Below are 21,006 nucleotides of genomic sequence, written 5' to 3' on the forward strand. Positions count from 1 at the left end.
CCACTGCAATAAAAAACGCCCTGCTAAGCAGGGCGTTTTACGTTCTGTTTTACATCGACTGCTGAACGATATCGTGATGCCGGGTGACATCGGTCGGCATGCCTGACCGGGCCTCCATCGCACGTTCCATCACCTGGCTCTCGGTATTCGCATTCGTTTTAAAGCTCACCATCGCAGCATTCAGGATAATGGGTAACGTCTGCGGATCGTCGCCGATATTTTTTGAGAGCGGCTGGTGAATTTCGACCAGCCGTACGCCGCCCGGCTCCTCAGAGACTTTAATCGGTGTATTGATAATATTCACTTTAGTCCCTGGCGTAACGACATTGAACAGCGTTTTGATATCGTCATCGCGCAGACGAATACAGCCGGAGCTGACGCGCATGCCGATGCCAAAGTCGGCATTCGTTCCGTGCAGCAGGTAAACCCCACCGTATGCCGCCAGGCGGATCGCGTGATGCCCCATAGGGTTATCCGGGCCAGCCGGAACAACAGCGGGAAGATCGATGCCCTGGGCTTTATAACGGGCGCGAATGTTGGCCGTTGGCGTCCAGGTTGGATTCGCCCGTTTATCCGAGACGGTCGTCACCATCGTCGGTGTCAGGGTGTCGCCGCCCAGTTGACCGATACCGATAGGGTAGACGGTCACTTCATTTTTACCCGGCGGATAATAATAGAGACGTAACTCAGCCAGGTTTATGACGATCCCCTCGCGCGGGGCATCCGGCAGGAGAGTTTGTAACGGGATCGTCAGTACGCTGCCCGCTCGCGGGACATACGGATCGACGCCGGGGTTCGCCTGCAGCAGAGCCAGAAAACCGACGTTATATTTTTTGGCAATGGCTTCCAGTGAACCGCCATTATTTTCAACCACATGAAAGCGGTTTTCCCCGACCAGCTTGCTGCCAGGCGGTGGAAGAGGCCAGGTGTTTGCGCGAGCGGGAAGCGCAACCGCGACGGCGGCAGCCAGCGTAAACAGGGTTATCCAGCGGGTAAAACGCGAAGAGGTCATCATCACCATAATCCATATAAATGATAAGGTTATTGTTTTATAAGGTGTTAATGATAATTATGGCGAAAGGGTGTGTCGGGAAGATCGGGTGAAGTGCAAAGAGTTTGTAAATTGTCCCCCCGGCAGCACTGGCTAACGGGGGGAGGTCAGATTACGCGACCGCGTTCTCTTCGAGCTGTCGCATAAAGTTACGCACCCAGTCCATACGGGTTTTGCGATCCGCCAGCTCCTGGGTAAATTTCAGACGGGTTGGCCCATCCAGGCGGAAATACTGCGGCTGTTTTTGCAGCAGGCCAATCAGCCACATCGGGTTGACGTGGTTCTTCTCGGCGAATTCAATGACGCCGCCTTTTTCATTACCTTCAAGTTTGCGGATCCCCAGCTTCTGCGCCTGCTGGCGCAGCCGCGCGATATCCAGCAGATTTCTCGCCGCATCGGGCAGCAGGCCAAAGCGGTCAATCAGTTCCACTTTGATCTCTTCCAGCTCATTTTCATTCTTCGCGCTGGCAATGCGTTTGTAGAATGACAGGCGGGTATTCACATCAGGAATGAAATCATCCGGCAGCAGGGACGGCATACGCAACTCGACCTCGGTCTGCTGGCTGGTGAGATCTTCCAGCGACGGCTCGCGTCCGGCCTTCAGGGCATCAACCGCATTTTCCAGCAGCTCCATATAGAGCGAGAAGCCGATGGTTTCCATGGAGCCGCTCTGATCCTCGCCCAGCAGTTCGCCGGCACCACGGATCTCGAGATCGTGCGTGGCCAGCGCAAAGCCTGCACCGAGGTCTTCCAGCGAGGCGATGGCTTCCAGACGCTTTTGCGCGTCGGTGGTCATCGCTTTCGGATGCGGGGTCAACAGCCAGGCGTAAGCCTGATGATGCGAACGGCCGACGCGACCGCGCAGCTGATGAAGCTGGGCCAGACCAAAGTGATCCGCACGCTCAATAATGATGGTATTCGCCGTCGGGATATCAATGCCGGTTTCAATGATGGTGGTACACACCAGTACGTTAAAGCGCTGGTGGTGGAAGTCGTTCATCACCCGCTCCAGCTCCCGCTCGCGCATCTGCCCGTGGCCGATGGCAATACGCGCTTCCGGTACCAGTTCGGCCAGCCTGTCCGCGGCTTTCTGGATGTTTTCAACGTCGTTATAAAGATAATAAACCTGGCCCCCGCGCAGTACCTCACGCAGGATCGCCTCACGTACCACCAGATTATCGTACTCGCGGACAAAGGTTTTCACCGCCAGACGACGCGCCGGTGGTGTGGCGATAATCGACAGATCGCGCATGCCGCTCATCGCCATGTTCAGCGTACGCGGAATTGGCGTTGCGGTCAGGGTCAGAATATCGACGTCGGCGCGCATCGCTTTGATCCGCTCTTTGTGACGCACCCCGAAGCGGTGCTCTTCGTCGACGATCAGCAGCCCCAGATCTTTCCACTTCACGTCGCTTTGCAGCAGCTTGTGCGTACCGATCAGAATATCGATTTTGCCTTCGCTTGCCTGTTCGAGGATCTGCGTCTGCTCTTTGGCGCTGCGAAAACGTGACAGCATCTCAATGCGCACCGGCCAGTTGGCGAAACGGTCGCGGAAGTTGTCGAAGTGCTGCTGGGCGAGCAGGGTGGTCGGCACCAGCACCGCCACCTGCTTGTTGTTTTCAACCGCCAGGAAGGCGGCGCGCATCGCCACTTCGGTTTTGCCGAAGCCGACGTCGCCGCAGACTAAGCGGTCCATCGCCAGCGGCTGGCACATGTCGCTCAGTACGGCGTTGATGGCCTGGGCCTGGTCCGGCGTGGTTTCAAACGGGAAGCTGTCGCAGAACAGCTGGTACTGTTCTTTATCATGCTTAAAGGCGAAGCCCTCTTTGGCCGCGCGCTGGGCGTAGATATCCAGCAGCTCGGCCGCCACGTCGCGTACTTTCTCCGCCGCTTTCTGGCGCGCGCGAGCCCAGGCATCGCCGCCCAGTTTGTGCAGCGGGGCGTTATCCTCCGCGCCACCCGCGTATCGGCTGATCAGATGCAGGGATGACACCGGAACATACAGTTTGGCGTCGTTGGCGTAGGTCAGCATCAGGTATTCACCTTTGATGCCGCCGGCTTCAAGCGTGGTCATTCCCTGATAGCGCCCAACGCCATGCTCCAGGTGAACAATGGGCTGGCCCGGATGCAGTTCGGCCAGGTTACGGATCAGCGTGTCCGGGTTAATGGTCCGACGGCTGTCCAGACGGCGCCGCGCGACGCGCTCACCCAGCAGATCGCTTTCGCAAATCAGCGCCAGGTTGTTGAGCGTATCAATAAACCCGTGTTCGGCGGCACCAATCATCAGATAACGGCCGTTTCCGGCCGCGTCGCTCAGGCGCTGAATGCGTTTCGGCGCAACTTTTATTCGCCCCAGCAGCTCGCCGAGTGCTTCGCGGCGGCCTTCACTCTCAACGGAGAACACCACCGGGCCGGTAAAGGACTCCAGGAACTTGCGCAGATTATCCAGCGGCGATTTCTGCTGCGCCTGTACGGCCAGGTCCGGCAGCGTCCGGAAGGCGAGGTTGGTGTTGGCGGCCTTATCGGCAAGCGAATCGGTTTTGAGCTGGATCCGCGGCCAGCGCTTCAGCTCCGCATTGAGTTCGTCGGTACGCAGCCACAGCGCTTCCGGCGGCAGCAGCGGACGCATCGGGTCAACGCCCCGGTTTTCGAAGCGGGCGCGGGTTTCGCTTTCGAAACGGCTGGCGCTGGCGTCGATATCGCCGGTGTTCACAATCAGCGTATTTGCCGGGAAGTAGCTGAACAGAGCAGGCAGCGGCTCGTTAAAGAACAACGGCTGCCAGTATTCGATCCCGGCCGGGAGCGTACCTTTGCTGACCTGCTGATAGATGTGCTCGGCATCACGCTTGACGTCGAACTTATCGCGCCACTGGCTGCGGAACAGTTCGACGGCAGTTTTGTCCGTCGGGAATTCATGCGCGGGCAGTAAGTTAATGGACTCTACTTCCTCCAGCGTGCGCTGGGTGTCGGCGTCGAACACGCGCAGGCTGTCAATTTCATCATCGAAGAAATCGAGACGATACGGCTGGTCGCTGCCCATGGGATAAAGGTCAAGCAGTGCGCCGCGGGTTGCGTATTCCCCGTGCTCCATCACCTGATCGACATGGCGATAGCCGGCACCGTCAAGCTGCTCGCGCAGGGCATCACGGGACAGGCGCTGGCCTTTTTTCATCACCAGCGCATGACCATGCAGATAGCTGTGCGGACAGACGCGCTGCATCAGGGTATTTACCGGCACAATCAGCACACCGCGCTGCATGGTCGGCAGTTGGTAGAGCGTCGACAGGCGCGAGGAGATGATCTCCTGATGCGGAGAGAAGCTGTCATACGGCAGCGTTTCCCAGTCGGCCAGGCTGAACACCAGGCTATCGGTGAACTGGCGGATTTCGTCGTGCAGGCGCAGGGCATTTTGCATATCCGGGGCAACAAGCACCACCGGGCCGGGGTGTCGCTCAGCAATTTCTGCCACCAGCGTGGCGCACGCCGCGCCCGTAAGTTCACCCAACTGGCGCTGGTCGCCCGCTTTGACAGGCAAGGAATAACGATAGTGTTCAGGCATGGCTATGTCAGAGTCTCTTATGGATATACCAACAGTATTGGGGCATATCACTGATACGCAATGTCTTTATTATCCTCGATCGTTTTACATAAGCAAATTGTAACCGCACGGGGTGACTTTCCGCCCCCAAAACGGGGGCGGAGAGGGCATTAGCGGGTGGACGGTGACAGGGGGAGCATTGACGGAGGAGAGAAGAAAAGATCGCCAAACAGCGCGGTGGAGAGTTTGCGCACCCCGAGCCCGGCAAGGGTGCAGATAAGCAGGCTGGCAAACGGATAGACCAGAATTAAGCCCAGCTCTGCCCAGACCGGCCAGTATGCGGCATTCATCTCGCCAATCAGGAACAGGCTGAAGGCCTCAATGAGGATGCGGTGGGTGGTATAGATCGCAATGGTGTTGGAGCCAATCACGTTCAGCAGATTGTTGGGATGCACGGCGTAACGCTGCTCAATACTGTAGAAAAGCTTCATGATCAACACAATCGACAGCAGGGAAAGCAGGAGAGGAACGTTAGCAAACCACAGCACCACGGAGACGGCGGCGAACGCGCCTGTCGCCAGCCACGTGCGGCGCAGGTTGAAACTTTTCATCCACGCCATCAGCTCTGCGCCATACCACGCTCCGAGGCTGTAGTAGATCATGTTGCGTACTACGCTGTTCATTCCCCACCACGGCAACGGCAGGAAGTTGATCGCGACGCTCGCCAGTGCCAGCAGCCCGAGCACCGGTAGCTTCCAGCGGCTCAGTAGTTTACACAGCGTGAAGTAGACGACCAGAGCATACAGATACCACAGGCTGGTGCTGGCGGTGAGCATACCGCGTACAAATCCTGAGAGGGAATCGGCGTAGGCCGCGTTCGAGGAGGTGGCAAGCTCACGATCGGGCGCCAGCCAGGCATTCAGGTGGGTCAATGCCTGCCATTGCAGAATCCCCCACAGGACCAGAACCCAGACAATGCTCCAGATCCGTTTGTCGAGACTGGTTCGCCAGTTCACCTCATCGATATAACGACGGATCAGATAGCCGGAGATAAAGAAGAATACCGGCATGCGGAATGGGGCGAGGTAGAGATTAAAATAGACCCAACATTTCGCGAGAAGGCCGGATAGCGGGTGTTGCAGCCCGCTCAGGTGCGGATAAAAGGTGATGACCGAATGATAGATAACCACCAGGCAGATACACAGCCCTTTTATCTGGTTAATCCATAATGCTTTTTGCTTCATTGTTCGCGACTACCTTAAATTGCCATAAACGAACGAGCAATTGTTCTGAAATGAAACCGGGATGTAACGGGTAACAGTCTGTATCAGGAGGTTTTTCGGAAAAGGTGGAGGTTGCGAGGCGACAATTCAGACAATAGCACGCTGATTTATCTGAATTTTTCAGAAAAATGATTACCAAAGCTTACGGTTTCAGTCATTTACGCTTAACGGATTCGCTTATATACTCGTGGGTCTGCTATCAGCAAACAGACGGATTTCATGTATCAACCTGTCGCACTCTTCATAGGCTTACGTTACATGCGTGGGCGCGCCGCGGACCGCTTCGGTCGCTTTGTCTCCTGGCTTTCGACTATTGGCATTACGCTCGGCGTGATGGCACTGGTGACGGTCCTTTCCGTCATGAATGGCTTCGAGCGCGAGCTGCAAAACAACATCCTGGGGCTGATGCCGCAGGCCGTTCTCTCCTCCACCAACGGTTCGCTGAACCCGCAACAGCTGCCGGAAAGCGCGGCGAAGTTACAGGGTGTCACGCGCGTTGCGCCGTTAACAACTGGCGACGTGGTGCTGCAAAGCGCCCGCAGCGTGGCGGTCGGCGTCATGCTGGGTATTGACCCTGCACAAAACGATCCGCTGACGCCGTACCTGGTTAACGTGAAGCAGACCGATCTGGCCGCCGGAAAATACAACGTTATTCTGGGTGAGCAGCTTGCCGGCCAGCTTGGCGTCAACCGTGGCGACCAGCTGCGTGTGATGGTGCCCTCTGCCAGTCAGTTTACGCCGATGGGGCGCCTGCCAAGCCAGCGCCTGTTTAACGTAATTGGTACCTTTGCCGCCAACAGCGAAGTCGATGGTTATCAGATGCTGGTTAACATTCAGGATGCTTCGCGCCTGATGCGTTACCCGGCAGGGAACATCACGGGCTGGCGCCTGTGGCTCGACGCGCCGCTGAAGGTTGATACCCTCAGCCAGCAAAAACTGCCGGACGGCACCAAATGGCAGGACTGGCGCGAACGTAAAGGCGAACTGTTCCAGGCCGTGCGTATGGAAAAAAACATGATGGGGCTGCTGTTGAGCCTGATCGTGGCCGTGGCCGCTTTTAACATCATCACCTCGCTGGGTCTGATGGTGATGGAAAAGCAGGGCGAGGTCGCCATCCTGCAAACCCAGGGGCTCACGCCGCGCCAGATCATGGCGGTCTTTATGGTGCAGGGTGCCAGCGCCGGCATTATCGGCGCGCTGCTGGGGGCGGGGCTCGGCGCTCTGCTTGCCAGCCAGCTTAATAATTTAATGCCGATCATCGGCGCGCTGCTTGATGGCGCGGCGCTGCCGGTGGCTATCGAGCCGCTGCAGGTTATCGGTATTGCGCTGGCCGCGATGGCCATTGCGCTGCTTTCGACGCTTTATCCTTCCTGGCGCGCTGCCGCCACTCAACCCGCTGAGGCTTTACGTTATGAATAAGATCCTGTTGCAATGCGACAACCTGTCCAAACGCTATCAGGAAGGCGCTGTGCAGACCGACGTGCTGCACAATGTGAGCTTCAGCGTGGGCGAAGGCGAGATGATGGCGATTGTCGGCAGCTCCGGCTCGGGCAAAAGTACGCTGCTGCACCTGCTGGGCGGGCTGGATACCCCAACCAGCGGCGACGTGATTTTTTCCGGCCAGCCGATGAGCAAAATGTCCTCAGCGGCGAAGGCCGAGCTGCGTAATCGCGAGCTGGGCTTTATCTACCAGTTCCACCACCTGCTGCCGGACTTCACGGCGCTGGAAAACGTGGCGATGCCGTTGCTGATTGGCAAAAAGAAACCGGCAGAAATTAACGCCCGCGCCAGCGACATGCTGAACGCAGTAGGGCTGGGTCACCGTGGCAATCACCGTCCATCGGAGCTTTCCGGCGGCGAACGTCAGCGCGTGGCCATTGCCCGTGCGTTGGTCAACAACCCGCGTCTGGTGCTGGCGGATGAACCGACCGGTAACCTGGATGCGCGTAATGCGGACAGTATTTTCCAGCTTTTGGGTGAACTTAACGCCTCGCAGGGCACCGCGTTTCTGGTGGTCACCCACGATCTGCAGCTGGCAAAACGCATGGGGCGCCAGCTTGAAATGCGCGACGGTCATCTGAATGCAGAACTGACCCTGATGGGAGCGGAGTAATGGCTTCACCGTTATCGTTACTCATCGGGTTACGCTTTAGCCGCGGTCGCCGTCGCGGCGGCATGGTGTCGCTCATCTCCGTCATCTCGACCATCGGTATTGCGCTGGGCGTGGCGGTGTTGATTGTCGGCCTGAGCGCCATGAACGGCTTCGAGCGCGAACTGAATAACCGCATTCTGGCGGTGGTACCGCACGGGGAAATCGAGCCGGTTAACCAGCCCTGGACCAACTGGAGCGATGCGCTCAACAAAGTAGAGAAAGTCCCGGGCATCGCTGCTGCCGCGCCCTATATCAACTTTACCGGGCTGGTGGAGAGCGGGGTAAACCTGCGTGCCATCCAGGTGAAAGGGGTGAACCCCGCCCAGGAAGAACGCCTGAGCGCGTTGCCGAAATATGTGCAGAACGGCGCGTGGGCAAACTTTAAGGCCGGCGAGCAGCAGATCATCATGGGCAAAGGCGTTGCAGATGCCCTGAAGGTGAAGCAGGGCGACTGGGTGTCGATCATGATCCCGAACGCCAGCGCCGATCACAAATTGCAGCAGCCGAAACGCGTGCGCCTGCACGTCACCGGTATTCTTCAGCTGAGCGGTCAGCTTGACCATAGCTTTGCGATGGTGCCGATGGAAGATGCGCGGCAGTATCTCGACATGGGCGACAGCGTGACGGGCATTGCCATTAAGGTGAACGACGTCTTTAATGCCAACAAACTGGTACGCGACGCGGGCAGCGTGACCAATAACTATGTTTACATCAAAAGCTGGATCGGCACTTACGGGTATATGTACCGTGATATCCAGATGATCCGCGCGATTATGTATCTGGCGATGGTGCTGGTGATCGGTGTGGCGTGCTTTAACATCGTCTCGACGCTGGTGATGGCAGTCAAGGACAAGAGCGGTGACATTGCCGTGCTGAGAACGCTTGGGGCGAAAGACGGTCTTATTCGCGCCATCTTCGTCTGGTACGGTTTGCTGGCAGGATTGTTCGGCAGCCTGTGTGGCGTGGTGATTGGCGTGGTGGTTTCCCTGCAGTTGACGCCAATTATTAACGGCATTGAAAAGCTTATTGGTCACCAGTTCCTGTCGGGTGATATCTATTTTATTGACTTCCTGCCGTCTGAATTGCACTGGCTGGACGTTTTTTATGTGCTGGTTACAGCACTTTTACTGAGTCTGCTGGCAAGCTGGTATCCGGCGCGTCGCGCAAGCCGAATTGATCCGGCGAGGGTATTAAGTGGCCAGTAATTACGTCATGATCTAGCGGCTTTTGGGCCGCCAGGTCAAAAGAGGAATGCACTATGTATTATGGATTTGATATTGGCGGCACCAAGATTGCGCTCGGCGTATTTGATAAAGACCTCAGGCTGCAGTGGGAAACGCGCGTTCCCACGCCGCGCGAGAGCTACGACGAATTTTTAACCGCCATTGCCGCGCTGGTGGCGCAAGCAGATGAACGCTTTGGCGTCAAAGGCAGCGTCGGCATTGGTATTCCGGGCATGCCCGAAACCGACGACGGCACGCTGTATGCCGCCAACGTACCTGCTGCCAGCGGCAAAGCGCTGCGCGCCGATCTCTCTGCCCGCCTTGAACGCGACGTGCGTTTAGATAACGATGCCAACTGTTTTGCGCTCTCTGAAGCCTGGGATGATGAATTCCGTCAGTATCCATTGGTCATGGGACTGATCCTCGGCACGGGCGTCGGCGGAGGGATCGTGATCAACGGTAAGCCCATCACCGGGCGTAGCTATATCACCGGTGAGTTCGGCCATATCCGCTTGCCGGTGGATGCCCTGGACATTGTCGGGCGTGAGTTTCCGCTGACCCGCTGCGGCTGCGGTCAGCACGGCTGTATTGAGAACTACCTCTCCGGCCGCGGGTTTGCATGGCTTTACGAACACTTCTATCATCAGAAACTTGAGGCCCCTCAAATCATTACCTTGTGGGAGCAAGGGGATGCGCAGGCGCGTGAGCACGTTGAGCGCTATCTGGATCTGCTGGCGGTATGTCTGGGAAATATTCTCACTATCGTCGACCCGGATCTGCTGGTGATTGGGGGAGGGTTGTCAAACTTCACTGCGATTACGGAACAGTTGTCCGGGCGTTTGCCCCGACATTTATTGCCGGTTGCACGCGTGCCGCGTATTGAACGTGCGCGACACGGGGACGCAGGAGGCATGCGCGGAGCCGCATTCCTTCATCTCACCGATTAGTTTACGAGGTTTCTATGCTGTCGCGTCGCCAGGGTCGACTCAGCCGTTTTCGCAAAAACAAACGCCGCTTACGTGAGCGCTTGCGTCAGCGGATCTTTTTCAGAGACAGAATGATGCCAGAAGCGATGGATAAACCCAGAGTGGTGGTGCTGACCGGGGCGGGGATCTCCGCTGAGTCAGGAATTCGAACCTTCCGCGCGGCGGACGGACTGTGGGAAGAACACCGCGTGGAGGATGTCGCCACGCCGGAAGGTTTTGCCCGCGATCCGGATCTCGTGCAGGCGTTTTACAACGCCCGCCGTCGCCAGCTGCAGCAGCCTGAGATTGCGCCCAATCCGGCGCATCTGGCGCTGGCGAAGCTGGAAGAGGCGCTGGGGGATCGTTTCCTGCTGGTGACGCAGAATATCGACAACCTGCATGAGCGAGCCGGTAACAAAAACATCATCCACATGCACGGTGAGTTGCTCAAAGTTCGCTGTGCCTGGAGCGGCCAGGTGCTGGACTGGAAAGAGGACGTGCTGCCAGAAGACAAATGTCACTGCTGTCAGTTCCCCGCACGCCTGCGCCCGCACGTGGTGTGGTTCGGCGAGATGCCCCTGGGGATGGATGATATTTACAGCGCGCTGGCGATGGCGGACGTGTTTATCGCCATTGGTACATCCGGCCATGTTTACCCGGCGGCGGGGTTTGTTCACGAAGCGCGACTGCACGGCGCCCATACGGTTGAGCTCAATCTGGAGCCAAGCCAGGTGGGCAGCGAGTTTGAAGAGAAACACTACGGTCTGGCAAGCGCGGTCGTCCCGGAATTTGTCGACAAGCTGCTGAAAGGGCTGTAGCGGCAATGGTGTAAAAAGGCACCCGTCCTGCGGGTGCCTGACGATTTACGAATGAAAGAACGCCAGCGTCTTCTCCAGCGATTTAGCCTGCTCGTCCAGTGAGAGCGCCGCGGCTGAGATCTGCTGCACCAGAGCGGCGTTCTGCTGGGTTGTGCTGTCCATCTGATTCACGGCGGTGCTGACCTGGCTAATCCCCCGATTTTGCTCGTCCAGCGCCTGAACGATATCGTTTATCACCAGATGCACATGCGACACCGCCTCGATAACCTGTTTCATCATCACGCCGGTTTCATTGACCAGCTCAACGCCTTTGTTGACGCGGCCAGACGATTCGGCAATGAGCTGAGAAATCTCTTTTGCTGCGTTAGCGCTCCGCTGGGCCAGGTTACGGACTTCACCGGCCACCACCGCAAAACCGCGTCCCTGCTCACCCGCCCGTGCGGCTTCTACGGCCGCGTTTAGCGCCAGGATATTGGTCTGGAAGGCAATGCCATCGACAATGCTGTTGATCTCACCGATCTTACGCGCGCTGTCATCAATCTCGCCGATCACCGTGACGACGTCGTTCACCAGCGTTTCGCCATGTCCGGCGAGGCTGGCGGCGCGGTCGGTCAGCGTGGTCGCTTTGTGCGCATTGTCGGCATTATTCTTCACCGTGGCCGAAATCTCTTCCATGCTGGCCGCGGTTTCCACAATCGCTGCTGCCTGCTCCTCGGTTCGCGAGGCAAGGTCAAGGTTACCTGCCGAAATCTCGCTGGTGCCACCCCGCACGGAATGGCTGGCATCGCTGATGTTGTCGACGATGCGTTTGAGCTGCATCTGCATGGTGTGCAGGGCGTAAAAAATACTGCGAGTATCTCCCGCGCGCACCGGAATTGTATTGTTCAGCTCCCCGCGGGCGACGGCCAGGGCAATTCCGGCGGCGTCAGAAGGTTCGCCACCCACCGGTCGGTCAACTTTACGCGTAAAGATTTGCGCCATGACCAGGCTCACCACTACGATACTGAGCACCATAAGGACAATGGCTTTCAGCAAAAATGCACGCGCCTCGGCCATCACCTCACTGACCGGAGTGACGATGGCCAGCTTCCACGGCGTCTGGCTGTTACCAATTGCAATATCCTGCCAGATAATAAATGCCTCCTCCTTCAGCAGTGGATCGTTTTCCCGGATGACATCATGGCCCGTTATCTTCCCCGCGTAAGGCTTTCCGGTGGCCTGTTTGTCCGGGCTGAATACCACTTTATTTTCCGCTGAGAGGAGCAGGGCATAGCCAGTCCCGTTCCACGGTTTTATTGCCCCAGTCATGGCTTGCAGCGTGGCGAGTGAAAAGTCAGAGGTGACCGATCCCAGAAACTTGCCGTCAGCCATAATGGGGGCGGCAATGGAGGTAAGCATGACGTCTACGCCATTGTACGGGTAGATATAGGGTTCGATGATCACCTCTTTTTGCCGTTGCTTCGGCAGCAGGTAATAATCGCCGCTGCCGGGTGTTTCCAGGTCCGTCAGCAGGTGCAGTGCGGGTTTGCCAGAGGCATCGCGGTCGACATAGCGGGCAAAGCGTCCGGCAGGATCCTCTCCGCTCTGTCCGGCAAAGGCGGCATCCTGATGGTCAAACGCGTTGGGCTCAAAAGCCATCGACATGGAGAGAAACTGCGGGTGGGCCGCAAGATAATGGATCAGCAGCTGGTTGAGACTTTGGCGATCGGAGATGCCCGCATCCCGCAGCGCCAGGGCACTGTTGCCCATATCCCTGGCGGCAGCCAGCGCGGAATCCATCTCCTTACTGACCTGCAAAGACTGCACCTCAGCAATCTGGCGGATATGTTTTTTGGCCAGACTGTCCTGCTGCGCCATCCACTGCCACATCATAAAACCAATCGTGGCGGTAAAGCCCACCGTCACGGTGAGAAAAATGGACAATAGCATTAACGTTTTGACGCTCATTTTTGATCTTCGGACCTTGGCGTTTTGCATTCTTATCTCCCGTAATCGTGTGCGTGTCGGTCAGGCACATATTACTTATCGGATATATCACTCTCTTTCTGTAGAGTACCGGGAGTATTTAATTTAAATTCTGAGAATATAAACCCTGTTAATTAGTGTGGATGCTTTTATTTTGTGCATTCAATCAAAATAGTGCTCGATAATGCTCGTTATCGTCGTGTAGAAAGAGGATGCTAATAAATATTAAGTGGTAGAGGAGGATGGGATATGTACGGATTTATCGCCAGACAACCCATTTTTAACCCGGAGATGAAGACGGTCGCCTATGAACTGCTCTTCAGAGAGGGAATGACAAACCGTTTTCCGGATGTCTCGGCGGAATATGCGACATCCAGAATGATATCAGATCAGTTTTTATGTGTACCCGCGCAACGGATCGCCGGGGAGCACACGTCGTTTATTAATTTTCCCTCCCGGATGGTCATCGACCGGAGCGGAGAAGCGCTCGATAAAGAGAGCGTGGTCATTGAGATACTGGAAGATGCGGTTCCGGGGGCTGAGCTGTTGCAGGCCGTCAGAGAGATGAATGCGCACGGCTACCACTTCGCGCTCGATGATTTCACCCTCGCTCCGGAATGGGATGCGTTTTTACCTTATATTTCGGTTCTGAAATTCGATATCAGAAATTATACCTTAGCGCAAATTAAACAGTATCTGGCATCGCGTAAAAAAGAGACCGCACATATAAAATATCTCGCTGAAAAAATTGAGACTAAAGAGGAATTTATTCGATTCAGAGATGAAGGATTTTCTCTGTTTCAGGGTTATTTTTTCTGCCGTCCGGAGATGATTAAATATAAACGCTTATCGCAAAATCAGCTTGCGATTTTCCGCCTGCAAATGGAAATCGGACGTAATAAACCTGATTATCGCATTATCGAATCGCTGATAAAAAGTGATCTCACCCTCTCCTGGAAAATTATGCGCTACATGAAGCACACGGCATTTAAACATGTTGGTGCCTGTAATTTCAGCAAGTTAACCCTGAGTGAGGTACTCCGCTATCTTGGGGAGAATCAGCTGAGACGGTTCGTTGCCGTCGTGGTCCTGGCGAGTGCGGACAATGACACCGTCAGCGAGCTTTATCCGTTGAGCATGATGCGTGGGAAATTCTGCGAATTGATCGCAGAGGCGATAAACGAACCGACGCTGGCTGAAAATGCTTTTCTGTGCGGCCTGTTCTCGCTGCTGGATACTCTCCTTGAACTGCCGATGACCGAGTTGATGAAGCAGATTGCGGTGCCGCAGAGCGTGAGCAACGCACTGTGCCATCAGGAGGGGCAGCTAGCTGATATGATCGCACTCTGTCGTTACTACGAGCAGCAGCAGTGGGAGGAGGCGACAAGACTGAGTCACGCACTGGGGCTGTCGGATGATGATGTGGTCGAGGCGATGAGAAGGGCGACGATTTGGGCTGGCGAGAATGCGGCCAGTTAATGCTTCCTCACGCCGTTCGCACGGCGTGAGGAATCGCGCGATGCCGTTTATCGGCCCGCTTTTAGTTTCTGGTAATACTCTTCGTAGAGGCGGCTGGCGTCACCAACGTCGTTCTGCCATTCCCCTTTGCTGATGGTGTCGGCATCCGGATAGAGTGACTTATCGTTAGCCACTTCAGGCTTCAGCAGCTTGCGTGCCGCGAGGTTCGGTGTCGGGTAGCCAATCGTTTCGGCAACCTGCTTCGCCACGTCCGGGCGTAGCAGGAAGTTAATCAGCTTCAGCGCACCCTCCACGTTTTTGGCATTGGCAGGGATCGCGAGGCTATCCATCCAGAAGATCCCGCCTTCTTTCGGCCACACTACCTCCAGCGGCGTACCGGCCTGACGGGCAACATACGCGGAGCCGTTCCACACCATGCCCAGATTCACTTCGCCTTCCATATACGGGTTTGCCGGGTTATCAGAGTTAAATGCCGCCACGTTAGGCATCAGCTTTTTCAGCTCGTTATAGGCCGCTTCAATCTCTTTTGTGTCCGTTGTATTGCCGGAGTAGCCGAGCTTACGCAGCGCTACCTGGAACACTTCGCGCGCGTCGTCGGTTAACAGCAGGCTGCCTTTGTATTCCGGTTTCCACAGATCGGCCCAGCTTGTAACGGTTTTCGGATCGATAGCCTCGCTGTTGACACCAATTGCGGTTGCGCCCCAGATGTAAGGAATGGAGTAGTCGTTATTCGGGTCAAACGGCTTGTTGAGCATCTCCGGATCGAGATTGTTGAAGTGAGTGAGCTTCGTTTTATCGATCTTCTGAATCATGCCCTCTTTGCGCATTTTGTCGACAAAGTAGGTAGACGGCACCACCAGATCATATGCGCCGTCTTTGTAGGTTTTGAGCTTGGCATACATGGTTTCATTCGACTCGTAGGTCGAGTAGATGACCTTGATGCCCGTCTCTTTCGTAAACTGTTCCAGCAGGCCCGGTGGCACATACTCGGTCCAGTTATAGAAGTAGAGCGTTTTACCGTCATCAGCGTGCGCGGCACCCATGCCAAGTACCAGTGCCGCAGCGGCGAGCATTTTTTTCATTTCATTGTCCCCTGAGATTTTGTTTTATCACGAGCAATAATCTGGCTGGCAATCACCAGAACCAGCGAAAACACCAACAGAATGGTCGCCAGCGCGTTCACTTCAGGTGAGACGCCGACTTTGACCATCGAATAGATCTTCAGTGGCAGGATTTCGTAACTCGGCCCGGTCACGAACGAAGAAACAACCACGTCATCCATCGACAGCGTAAAGCTGAGTAGCCATCCTGCGGCTACCGCGGGCATCGCAAGCGGCAGAATGATTTTGCGCAGGATGGTCATCTCGCTGGCCCCCAGATCTTTCGCCGCCTCAAGCATACGCACGTCAAACCCTTTCAGACGTGCAAAGACGGTAACCACCACAAACGGCAGGCAGAAGGTGATGTGGGAAAACAGCAGCGACCAGAAGCCAAGCTGAATGCCCAGCAGCATAAACAGCACCAGCAGCGAAATCGCCATCACGATATCCGGCGACATCATTACCACAAACAGCATGCCGCTGACGAACGGCTTACCGCGAAAGCGATAGCGGTACAATGCCACCGCGGTGAGGGAACCGATCAGCGTGGCGAAGGTGGCGGAGAAAATCGCCATCGTCAGCGAGTGCTGAGCGGCCTGCAACAGACTGTCATTATTCATCAGCAGGCTGTACCAGTTGGTGGTAAAGCCCTGCCAGTTGATGCCGAAGCGTGAACTGTTAAACGAATTCACGATCAAAATGATAATCGGAATATAAAGGTAAGCGTAAATGGCGGTCATAAAACCGCCGCGAAGCAGTCGACCGATCATTCGAGTTCCACCTTTTTATTCAGCAATCGTGAGGCCCGCCAGTAGACCAGCAGCATCAGCCCCATTACCACCGTCAGCGTAATGCTGGTCGCGGATCCGAACGGCCAGTCGCGGATGTTCAGGAACTGGCTCTTGATCACGTTACCAATCAGCAGGTTTTTTGCCCCGCCCATGAGATCTGACACGTAGAACAGCCCCATTGCCGGGAGCATCACCAGCAGACAACCGGCGATAATGCCGGGCATGGTCAGTGGAATGATAATGCGGATAAAGGTTTGCAGCTTGTTAGCACCCAGATCTTTTGCCGCTTCCAGCAGCGGTTTATCGAGCTTCTCGATGCTGGAGTAGAGCGGCATCACCATAAACGGCAGCAGAATATAGACAAGGCCAATAATCACCGCACCCGGAGTAAACATGATGCGTACAGGGGTATCGATCACCCCCAGCCACAGCAGAAACGCGTTGAGGTAGCCTTTGGTGCTCAGGAAGATTTTTAACCCGTAGATGCGAATCAGCGAGTTGGTCCAGAACGGCACAATCAACAGAAACAGCAACAGCGGGCGCACCTTTTGTGGCAGCCCGGCCAGGAACCATGCGAAAGGATACCCCAGTAGCAGGCAGGCTACGGTAGCAATCAGCGCCATATTCAGCGAGTGCAGAAGCACGTCAAAATAGAGCGGGTCGAGCAGGCGCGCGTAGTTGTCCAGCGTAAAGACCAGCTTAACGAAGTGGGCATCGTCGCGGGTCAGAAAGCTGGTGGCGATGATCATCAGGTTGGGTAAAAAGACAAATAACACAAGCCAACCGACGATAGTGGTAATCACCACCTTCTGGAATTTACTTGTGTTCTTCATCAGCCAGTACAACCTCCCAGCTTTCTACCCAGTTGATAACCATTTTCTGGTCGAGAGAGTGGTCGAAGTCAGGATCGTCCTCGTTAAAGAATTCGCTGACCATTACCATTTTGCCATTTTCCAGTTCGACGACGGACTCCAGCGTCATCCCTTTGTAATTGCGCTCGCGGATATAGCCGATAAGCCCTTCGGCTTCGGTATTACCGTGAATTTCATCGACACGCAGATCTTCAGGACGCAGCAGGACGTTGAGTTTTTGTCCCTTCTCGACGGCGAAGTTCACGGTGATATTGCATTCACGTCCTTCCACGTTCGCGCGCACGCGCCGATCGTCCAGACGTTCAATCACCGTGGCATTAAAGATATTGATTTCGCCAATGAAGCTGGCGACAAACAGGTTTTTCGGCTCTTCGTAAATTTCACGCGGCGTGCCGTCCTGCTCTATTTTGCCATCGCGCATCACCACAATACGGTCTGACATGGTCAGCGCCTCTTCCTGGTCGTGGGTGACGAAGACAAAGGTGATGCCAAGCTTACGCTGTAGCGCCTTCAGCTCGTTCTGCATCTGCTTGCGCAGTTTGTAGTCCAGCGCGGAAAGCGACTCATCTAACAGAAGCAGGCGCGGTTTATTGACCACGGCACGGGCAATGGCCACGCGCTGCTGCTGACCGCCGGAGAGCTGGTGGGGTTTTCGCTGAGCAAACTCGTCCAGCTGCACCATCCGCAGGGCTTCCGTGACGCGCGGGGGGATCTCGCTGGCCGGCGTTTTTTGCATCCGCAGGCCAAACGCCACGTTCTCAAACACGGTCATGTGAGGGAACAGGGCATAGCTCTGAAAGACGGTATTGACGTGGCGATCTTCGGCAGGAACCTGGGTTATGTCCTGGTTCTCAAGATGGATGTGGCCATTATCGACGCTTTCCAGCCCGGCGATAAGGCGCAGTACGGTTGTCTTGCCGCAGCCGGAGGGGCCAAGCAGCGTAAGAAACTCGCCGTCATTGATGGTCAGATTGAGGTCGGAAATGACCTCTTTGCCATCAAAACTTTTACGAATTCGTTCAAGTTGCACCAGCGGTGAACGAGAACGGGGTTGTGTATTCAATTTTTGCACTGTCCCATATAGACGCCTCAGGCAGCAGGCCGAAGCGGGGTTTGTGTGTAACCACCTTGGTGACTCGTAATGAGGGCGGACATTCTACGGCAAACCTCGGGAATCGCCAATCCTTGTCACTGATTCATAAGCTACATTTACTAACGCAGAACGATATAAACGGAAAATATTCTCGTTTGCGGGATAAAAGTGACCTGACGCAATATTTGCGTTTTGATGCTTATTGATAATGTTGTCACAAAAAGTGAGGGTGACTGCATGGATAAATTACTTGAGCGTTTTTTACAGTACGTTTCGCTGGATACCCAATCTAAACCGGGTGTCCGCCAGGTGCCAAGCACCGAAGGCCAGTGGAAGTTATTAAACCTGCTTAAAGAGCAGCTCGACGCCATGGGGCTGGTTAACGTCACGTTAAGCGAAAAGGGCACTGTGATGGGCACGCTGCCGGCGAATGTCCCGGGTGATATCCCGGCGATTGGCTTTATCTCCCATGTCGACACCTCTCCGGATTTTAGCGGTAAACATGTGAACCCGCAGATTGTTGAAAACTACCGCGGCGGTGATATTGCGCTGGGCATTGGCGACGAAGTGCTCTCTCCCGTGATGTTCCCGGTCCTGCACCAGCTGCTCGGTCAGACGCTCATCACCACCGACGGGAAAACGCTGCTGGGCGCAGATGATAAGGCGGGGATCGCGGAGATCATGACGGCGCTGGCGGTGCTGAAAGGCAAAAACATTCCGCACGGGGATATCCGGGTTGCTTTCACGCCGGACGAAGAGGTGGGGAAAGGCGCGAAACATTTCGATGTGGAGGCTTTTAACGCGCAGTGGGCCTACACCGTCGATGGCGGTGGCGTGGGCGAGCTGGAGTATGAAAACTTTAACGCCGCTTCGGTGACCATTAAAATTGTCGGGAACAACGTTCACCCCGGCTCAGCCAAAGGGGTGATGGTGAATGCGCTGTCGCTGGCGTCGCGTATTCATGCTGAAGTCCCGGCGCAAGAGAGCCCGGAGATGACAGACGGGTATGAAGGTTTCTATCACCTGACCAGCATTAAGGGCACCGCGGATAGCGCCCAGATGCACTACATCGTGCGCGATTTTGACCGTAAAGCCTTTGAAGCGCGCAAGCGTAAGATGATGGAGATCGCCAAAAAGGTAGGCAAAGGGCTGCATCCTGACTGCTACATTGAACTCATCATCGAAGACAGCTATTACAATATGCGTGAGAAGGTGATGGCGCATCCGCACATAATTGATATCGCCCGGCAGGCAATGCGCGACTGCGATATTGAACCGATCTTAAAACCGATTCGTGGCGGTACCGATGGTTCGCAGCTGTCATTTATGGGATTGCCGTGCCCGAACCTGTTTACCGGTGGCTACAACTACCACGGCAAGCATGAGTTTGTGACGCTGGAAGGAATGGAAAAAGCGGTGAAGGTGATTGTGCGCATAGCGGAGTTAACCGCGAAGCGGTGAGACATTGCCCGGTGGCGCTGCGCTTACCGGGCCTACGATCGGAATGTAGGCCGGGTAAGGCGAAGCCGCCACCCGGCACATCTCAAGACTCAATCCTCAAAAAACCAATACCCGCTGTTAACGAGCGCGGCCAGCATGGCGAGGAATGAGGGATCTTCCAGCGCATTGCCAAAGGTTTCAGCAGTCAGAACCATATGGCTGGCAATCGCTTCCAGTGCAGGACGATGCGGGGAATCCAGCTTCTCGCCATTGACGAAGACCTCTTCACCGATCCGGAGCACGCGCAACCCGCCCAGACGAACCAGCTTGTCGCCCTGCTGAAGGGCATCATAAATCTCGTCAGCCTGATAAGGCGGCTCCGGAGGCGCCACGTCCAGCTCGTGGCGGGACTGGCTAATAAACTCGCCAAACCACTGTCTGAAATGTTCCGGCTCGTTGATCAGATCCAGCATCATACCGCGCAGCTTGTCCAGCTCTGCTGGCAGAATATCTGCCGGATGCTCGCGCGCAGGCACATCCGGATCGCTGTAGCGATAGCTGCCCAGCTCGCGTTGCAGAACATAGTCGGCAAAGCCGCTGATCATCTCGCGACCGCTTGGTGCGCGGAACCCAACCGAGTAGTTGAGCGAGTTTTCCAGGGAGTAACCCTCATGCGGGAACCCAGGCGGAATGTAGAGAATATCGCCTGGCTCCAGCTCTTCATCAATAATCCCTTCAAACGGATCCACCTGAAGCAGGTCCGGATGCGGACAGTGCTGTTTCATCGGCACTTTCTCGCCCACGCGCCAGCGGCGGCGACCCGTACCCTGAATAATAAACACGTCGTACTGGTCAAGGTGCGGACCCACGCCGCCACCCGGAACGGAGAAGGAGATCATCAGATCGTCCATCCGCCAGTCGGGCAGGGCGCGGAACGGGCGCATTAGCGCGGCAGTGGGTTCGTGCCAGTGGTTGACGGCCTGCACCAGCAGCGACCAGTTGTTTTCACCGAGATGATCATAGCTTTCGAAAGGACCGTGACTGACCTGCCATTTCCCGTCCTGGTGACTGACCAGGCGGCTGTCGACTTCGTTTTCCATGGCCAGACCGGCCAGTTCGTCAGGCGAGATAGGGTCGACAAAGTTGCTGAACCCACGTTTCAGAACCACCGGGCGTTTTTGCCAGTAACGTTCAATAAACTCGGGCCAGTTAAGCGTTAAGTGATAATCCATATTT

Annotated in this window: 16 protein-coding genes; 7 read left to right on the forward strand and 9 right to left on the reverse strand. The window is 55.7% G+C overall.

Translation table 11 applies throughout. The features are described from left to right. Window positions 1–49: 49 nt before the first annotated feature. The 3 genes from ABFI50_RS17660 to ABFI50_RS17670 all read right to left on the reverse strand — a co-directional run bounded on the left by ABFI50_RS17660 (window position 50) and on the right by ABFI50_RS17670 (window position 5,833). Window positions 50–1,015, reverse strand: coding sequence for a L,D-transpeptidase family protein (locus tag ABFI50_RS17660; RefSeq protein WP_047027477.1), 966 nt, complete (start codon window positions 1,013–1,015; stop codon window positions 50–52). Between the two features lie 148 nt (window positions 1,016–1,163). After that, the gene (mfd, locus tag ABFI50_RS17665; RefSeq protein ID WP_347484674.1) at window positions 1,164–4,610 is read right to left on the reverse strand and encodes a transcription-repair coupling factor; all 3,447 of its coding nucleotides are present in this window, start codon (window positions 4,608–4,610) and stop codon (window positions 1,164–1,166) included. 149 nt (window positions 4,611–4,759) lie between these two features. After that, window positions 4,760–5,833 carry an acyltransferase family protein gene (locus ABFI50_RS17670; RefSeq protein ID WP_347484676.1) on the reverse strand — a complete coding sequence of 358 codons (1,074 nt, stop codon included), beginning with the start codon at window positions 5,831–5,833 and terminating at the stop codon, window positions 4,760–4,762. Window positions 5,834–6,091: 258 nt separating this feature from the next. On the opposite strand from ABFI50_RS17670, the gene lolC reads away from it, so the two are divergent. The 5 genes from lolC to cobB are packed head-to-tail and all read left to right on the forward strand — an operon-like array spanning window position 6,092 to window position 11,030. After that, on the forward strand, window positions 6,092–7,291 hold the full coding sequence (gene lolC / locus ABFI50_RS17675) for a lipoprotein-releasing ABC transporter permease subunit LolC (protein ID WP_014883405.1): 1,200 nt from the start codon (window positions 6,092–6,094) through the stop codon (window positions 7,289–7,291). Beyond that, window positions 7,284–7,985 (forward strand): lipoprotein-releasing ABC transporter ATP-binding protein LolD, encoded by a 702-nt coding sequence (lolD, locus tag ABFI50_RS17680; protein ID WP_023332716.1) that lies wholly within the window; start codon window positions 7,284–7,286, stop codon window positions 7,983–7,985. Before lolC ends, lolD begins: the two co-directional genes overlap by 8 nt. Continuing rightward, entirely contained in the window at window positions 7,985–9,229 is a 1,245-nt protein-coding gene (gene lolE, locus ABFI50_RS17685; RefSeq protein WP_045135033.1) for a lipoprotein-releasing ABC transporter permease subunit LolE, read from the forward strand. The genes lolD and lolE overlap by 1 nt, the downstream gene beginning before the upstream one ends. A 53-nt stretch (window positions 9,230–9,282) precedes the next feature. Then, window positions 9,283–10,194: an N-acetylglucosamine kinase gene (gene nagK / locus ABFI50_RS17690; protein ID WP_014883408.1), complete on the forward strand. Its 912-nt coding sequence runs from the start codon at window positions 9,283–9,285 to the stop codon at window positions 10,192–10,194. 14 nt (window positions 10,195–10,208) lie between these two features. Continuing rightward, window positions 10,209–11,030, forward strand: coding sequence for a Sir2 family NAD+-dependent deacetylase (gene cobB / locus ABFI50_RS17695; protein ID WP_014883409.1), 822 nt, complete (start codon window positions 10,209–10,211; stop codon window positions 11,028–11,030). Between the two features lie 45 nt (window positions 11,031–11,075). Here the strand turns inward: cobB and ABFI50_RS17700 are convergent, their stop codons facing one another. Further along, the gene (locus tag ABFI50_RS17700; RefSeq protein WP_121527749.1) at window positions 11,076–13,007 is read right to left on the reverse strand and encodes a methyl-accepting chemotaxis protein; all 1,932 of its coding nucleotides are present in this window, start codon (window positions 13,005–13,007) and stop codon (window positions 11,076–11,078) included. Between the two features lie 237 nt (window positions 13,008–13,244). On the opposite strand from ABFI50_RS17700, the gene ABFI50_RS17705 reads away from it, so the two are divergent. Further along, window positions 13,245–14,474 (forward strand): HDOD domain-containing protein, encoded by a 1,230-nt coding sequence (locus ABFI50_RS17705; protein ID WP_176260517.1) that lies wholly within the window; start codon window positions 13,245–13,247, stop codon window positions 14,472–14,474. 47 nt (window positions 14,475–14,521) lie between these two features. Here the strand turns inward: ABFI50_RS17705 and potD are convergent, their stop codons facing one another. Genes potD through potA form a run of 4 tightly spaced genes read right to left on the reverse strand, consistent with a single transcriptional unit; the run spans window position 14,522 to window position 18,309 of the window. Further along, window positions 14,522–15,556: a spermidine/putrescine ABC transporter substrate-binding protein PotD gene (potD, locus tag ABFI50_RS17710; protein WP_023332720.1), complete on the reverse strand. Its 1,035-nt coding sequence runs from the start codon at window positions 15,554–15,556 to the stop codon at window positions 14,522–14,524. After that, complete coding sequence (potC, locus tag ABFI50_RS17715; RefSeq protein WP_014883413.1) at window positions 15,553–16,344, reverse strand: spermidine/putrescine ABC transporter permease PotC; 792 nt, start codon at window positions 16,342–16,344, stop codon at window positions 15,553–15,555. The genes potD and potC overlap by 4 nt, the downstream gene beginning before the upstream one ends. Next, on the reverse strand, window positions 16,341–17,198 hold the full coding sequence (potB, locus tag ABFI50_RS17720) for a spermidine/putrescine ABC transporter permease PotB (RefSeq protein WP_014883414.1): 858 nt from the start codon (window positions 17,196–17,198) through the stop codon (window positions 16,341–16,343). The genes potC and potB overlap by 4 nt, the downstream gene beginning before the upstream one ends. Then, on the reverse strand, window positions 17,182–18,309 hold the full coding sequence (gene potA, locus ABFI50_RS17725; RefSeq protein WP_169805282.1) for a spermidine/putrescine ABC transporter ATP-binding protein PotA: 1,128 nt from the start codon (window positions 18,307–18,309) through the stop codon (window positions 17,182–17,184). Before potA ends, potB begins: the two co-directional genes overlap by 17 nt. Before the next feature lie 258 nt (window positions 18,310–18,567). Between potA and pepT the strand changes: the two genes are divergently transcribed. Next, on the forward strand, window positions 18,568–19,791 hold the full coding sequence (pepT, locus tag ABFI50_RS17730) for a peptidase T (RefSeq protein WP_180261848.1): 1,224 nt from the start codon (window positions 18,568–18,570) through the stop codon (window positions 19,789–19,791). Window positions 19,792–19,880: 89 nt separating this feature from the next. On the opposite strand, the gene ABFI50_RS17735 is transcribed toward pepT, so the two are convergent. Further along, window positions 19,881–21,002 carry a cupin domain-containing protein gene (locus tag ABFI50_RS17735; RefSeq protein WP_047625945.1) on the reverse strand — a complete coding sequence of 374 codons (1,122 nt, stop codon included), beginning with the start codon at window positions 21,000–21,002 and terminating at the stop codon, window positions 19,881–19,883. Window positions 21,003–21,006: the final 4 nt, after the last annotated feature.

The organism is Enterobacter sp. HNDS-6 (genome assembly GCF_039850505.1).
In the GTDB taxonomy this organism is placed as follows: domain Bacteria; phylum Pseudomonadota; class Gammaproteobacteria; order Enterobacterales; family Enterobacteriaceae; genus Enterobacter; species Enterobacter kobei.

What these genes read in the sequence shown, in the direction of transcription:
- pepT (WP_180261848.1), top strand. Translation starts at nt 18,568, where the DNA reads ATGGATAAATTACTTGAGCGTTTTTTACAGTACGTTTCGCTGGATACC.
- lolE (WP_045135033.1), top strand. Translation starts at nt 7,985, where the DNA reads ATGGCTTCACCGTTATCGTTACTCATCGGGTTACGCTTTAGCCGCGGT.
- cobB (WP_014883409.1), top strand. Translation starts at nt 10,209, where the DNA reads ATGCTGTCGCGTCGCCAGGGTCGACTCAGCCGTTTTCGCAAAAACAAA.
- ABFI50_RS17670 (WP_347484676.1), bottom strand. Translation starts at nt 5,833, where the DNA reads ATGAAGCAAAAAGCATTATGGATTAACCAGATAAAAGGGCTGTGTATC.
- potB (WP_014883414.1), bottom strand. Translation starts at nt 17,198, where the DNA reads ATGAAGAACACAAGTAAATTCCAGAAGGTGGTGATTACCACTATCGTC.
- nagK (WP_014883408.1), top strand. Translation starts at nt 9,283, where the DNA reads ATGTATTATGGATTTGATATTGGCGGCACCAAGATTGCGCTCGGCGTA.
- ABFI50_RS17660 (WP_047027477.1), bottom strand. Translation starts at nt 1,015, where the DNA reads ATGATGACCTCTTCGCGTTTTACCCGCTGGATAACCCTGTTTACGCTG.
- mfd (WP_347484674.1), bottom strand. Translation starts at nt 4,610, where the DNA reads ATGCCTGAACACTATCGTTATTCCTTGCCTGTCAAAGCGGGCGACCAG.
- potD (WP_023332720.1), bottom strand. Translation starts at nt 15,556, where the DNA reads ATGAAAAAAATGCTCGCCGCTGCGGCACTGGTACTTGGCATGGGTGCC.
- lolD (WP_023332716.1), top strand. Translation starts at nt 7,284, where the DNA reads ATGAATAAGATCCTGTTGCAATGCGACAACCTGTCCAAACGCTATCAG.
- ABFI50_RS17735 (WP_047625945.1), bottom strand. Translation starts at nt 21,002, where the DNA reads ATGGATTATCACTTAACGCTTAACTGGCCCGAGTTTATTGAACGTTAC.
- ABFI50_RS17700 (WP_121527749.1), bottom strand. Translation starts at nt 13,007, where the DNA reads ATGCAAAACGCCAAGGTCCGAAGATCAAAAATGAGCGTCAAAACGTTA.
- lolC (WP_014883405.1), top strand. Translation starts at nt 6,092, where the DNA reads ATGTATCAACCTGTCGCACTCTTCATAGGCTTACGTTACATGCGTGGG.
- potC (WP_014883413.1), bottom strand. Translation starts at nt 16,344, where the DNA reads ATGATCGGTCGACTGCTTCGCGGCGGTTTTATGACCGCCATTTACGCT.
- ABFI50_RS17705 (WP_176260517.1), top strand. Translation starts at nt 13,245, where the DNA reads ATGTACGGATTTATCGCCAGACAACCCATTTTTAACCCGGAGATGAAG.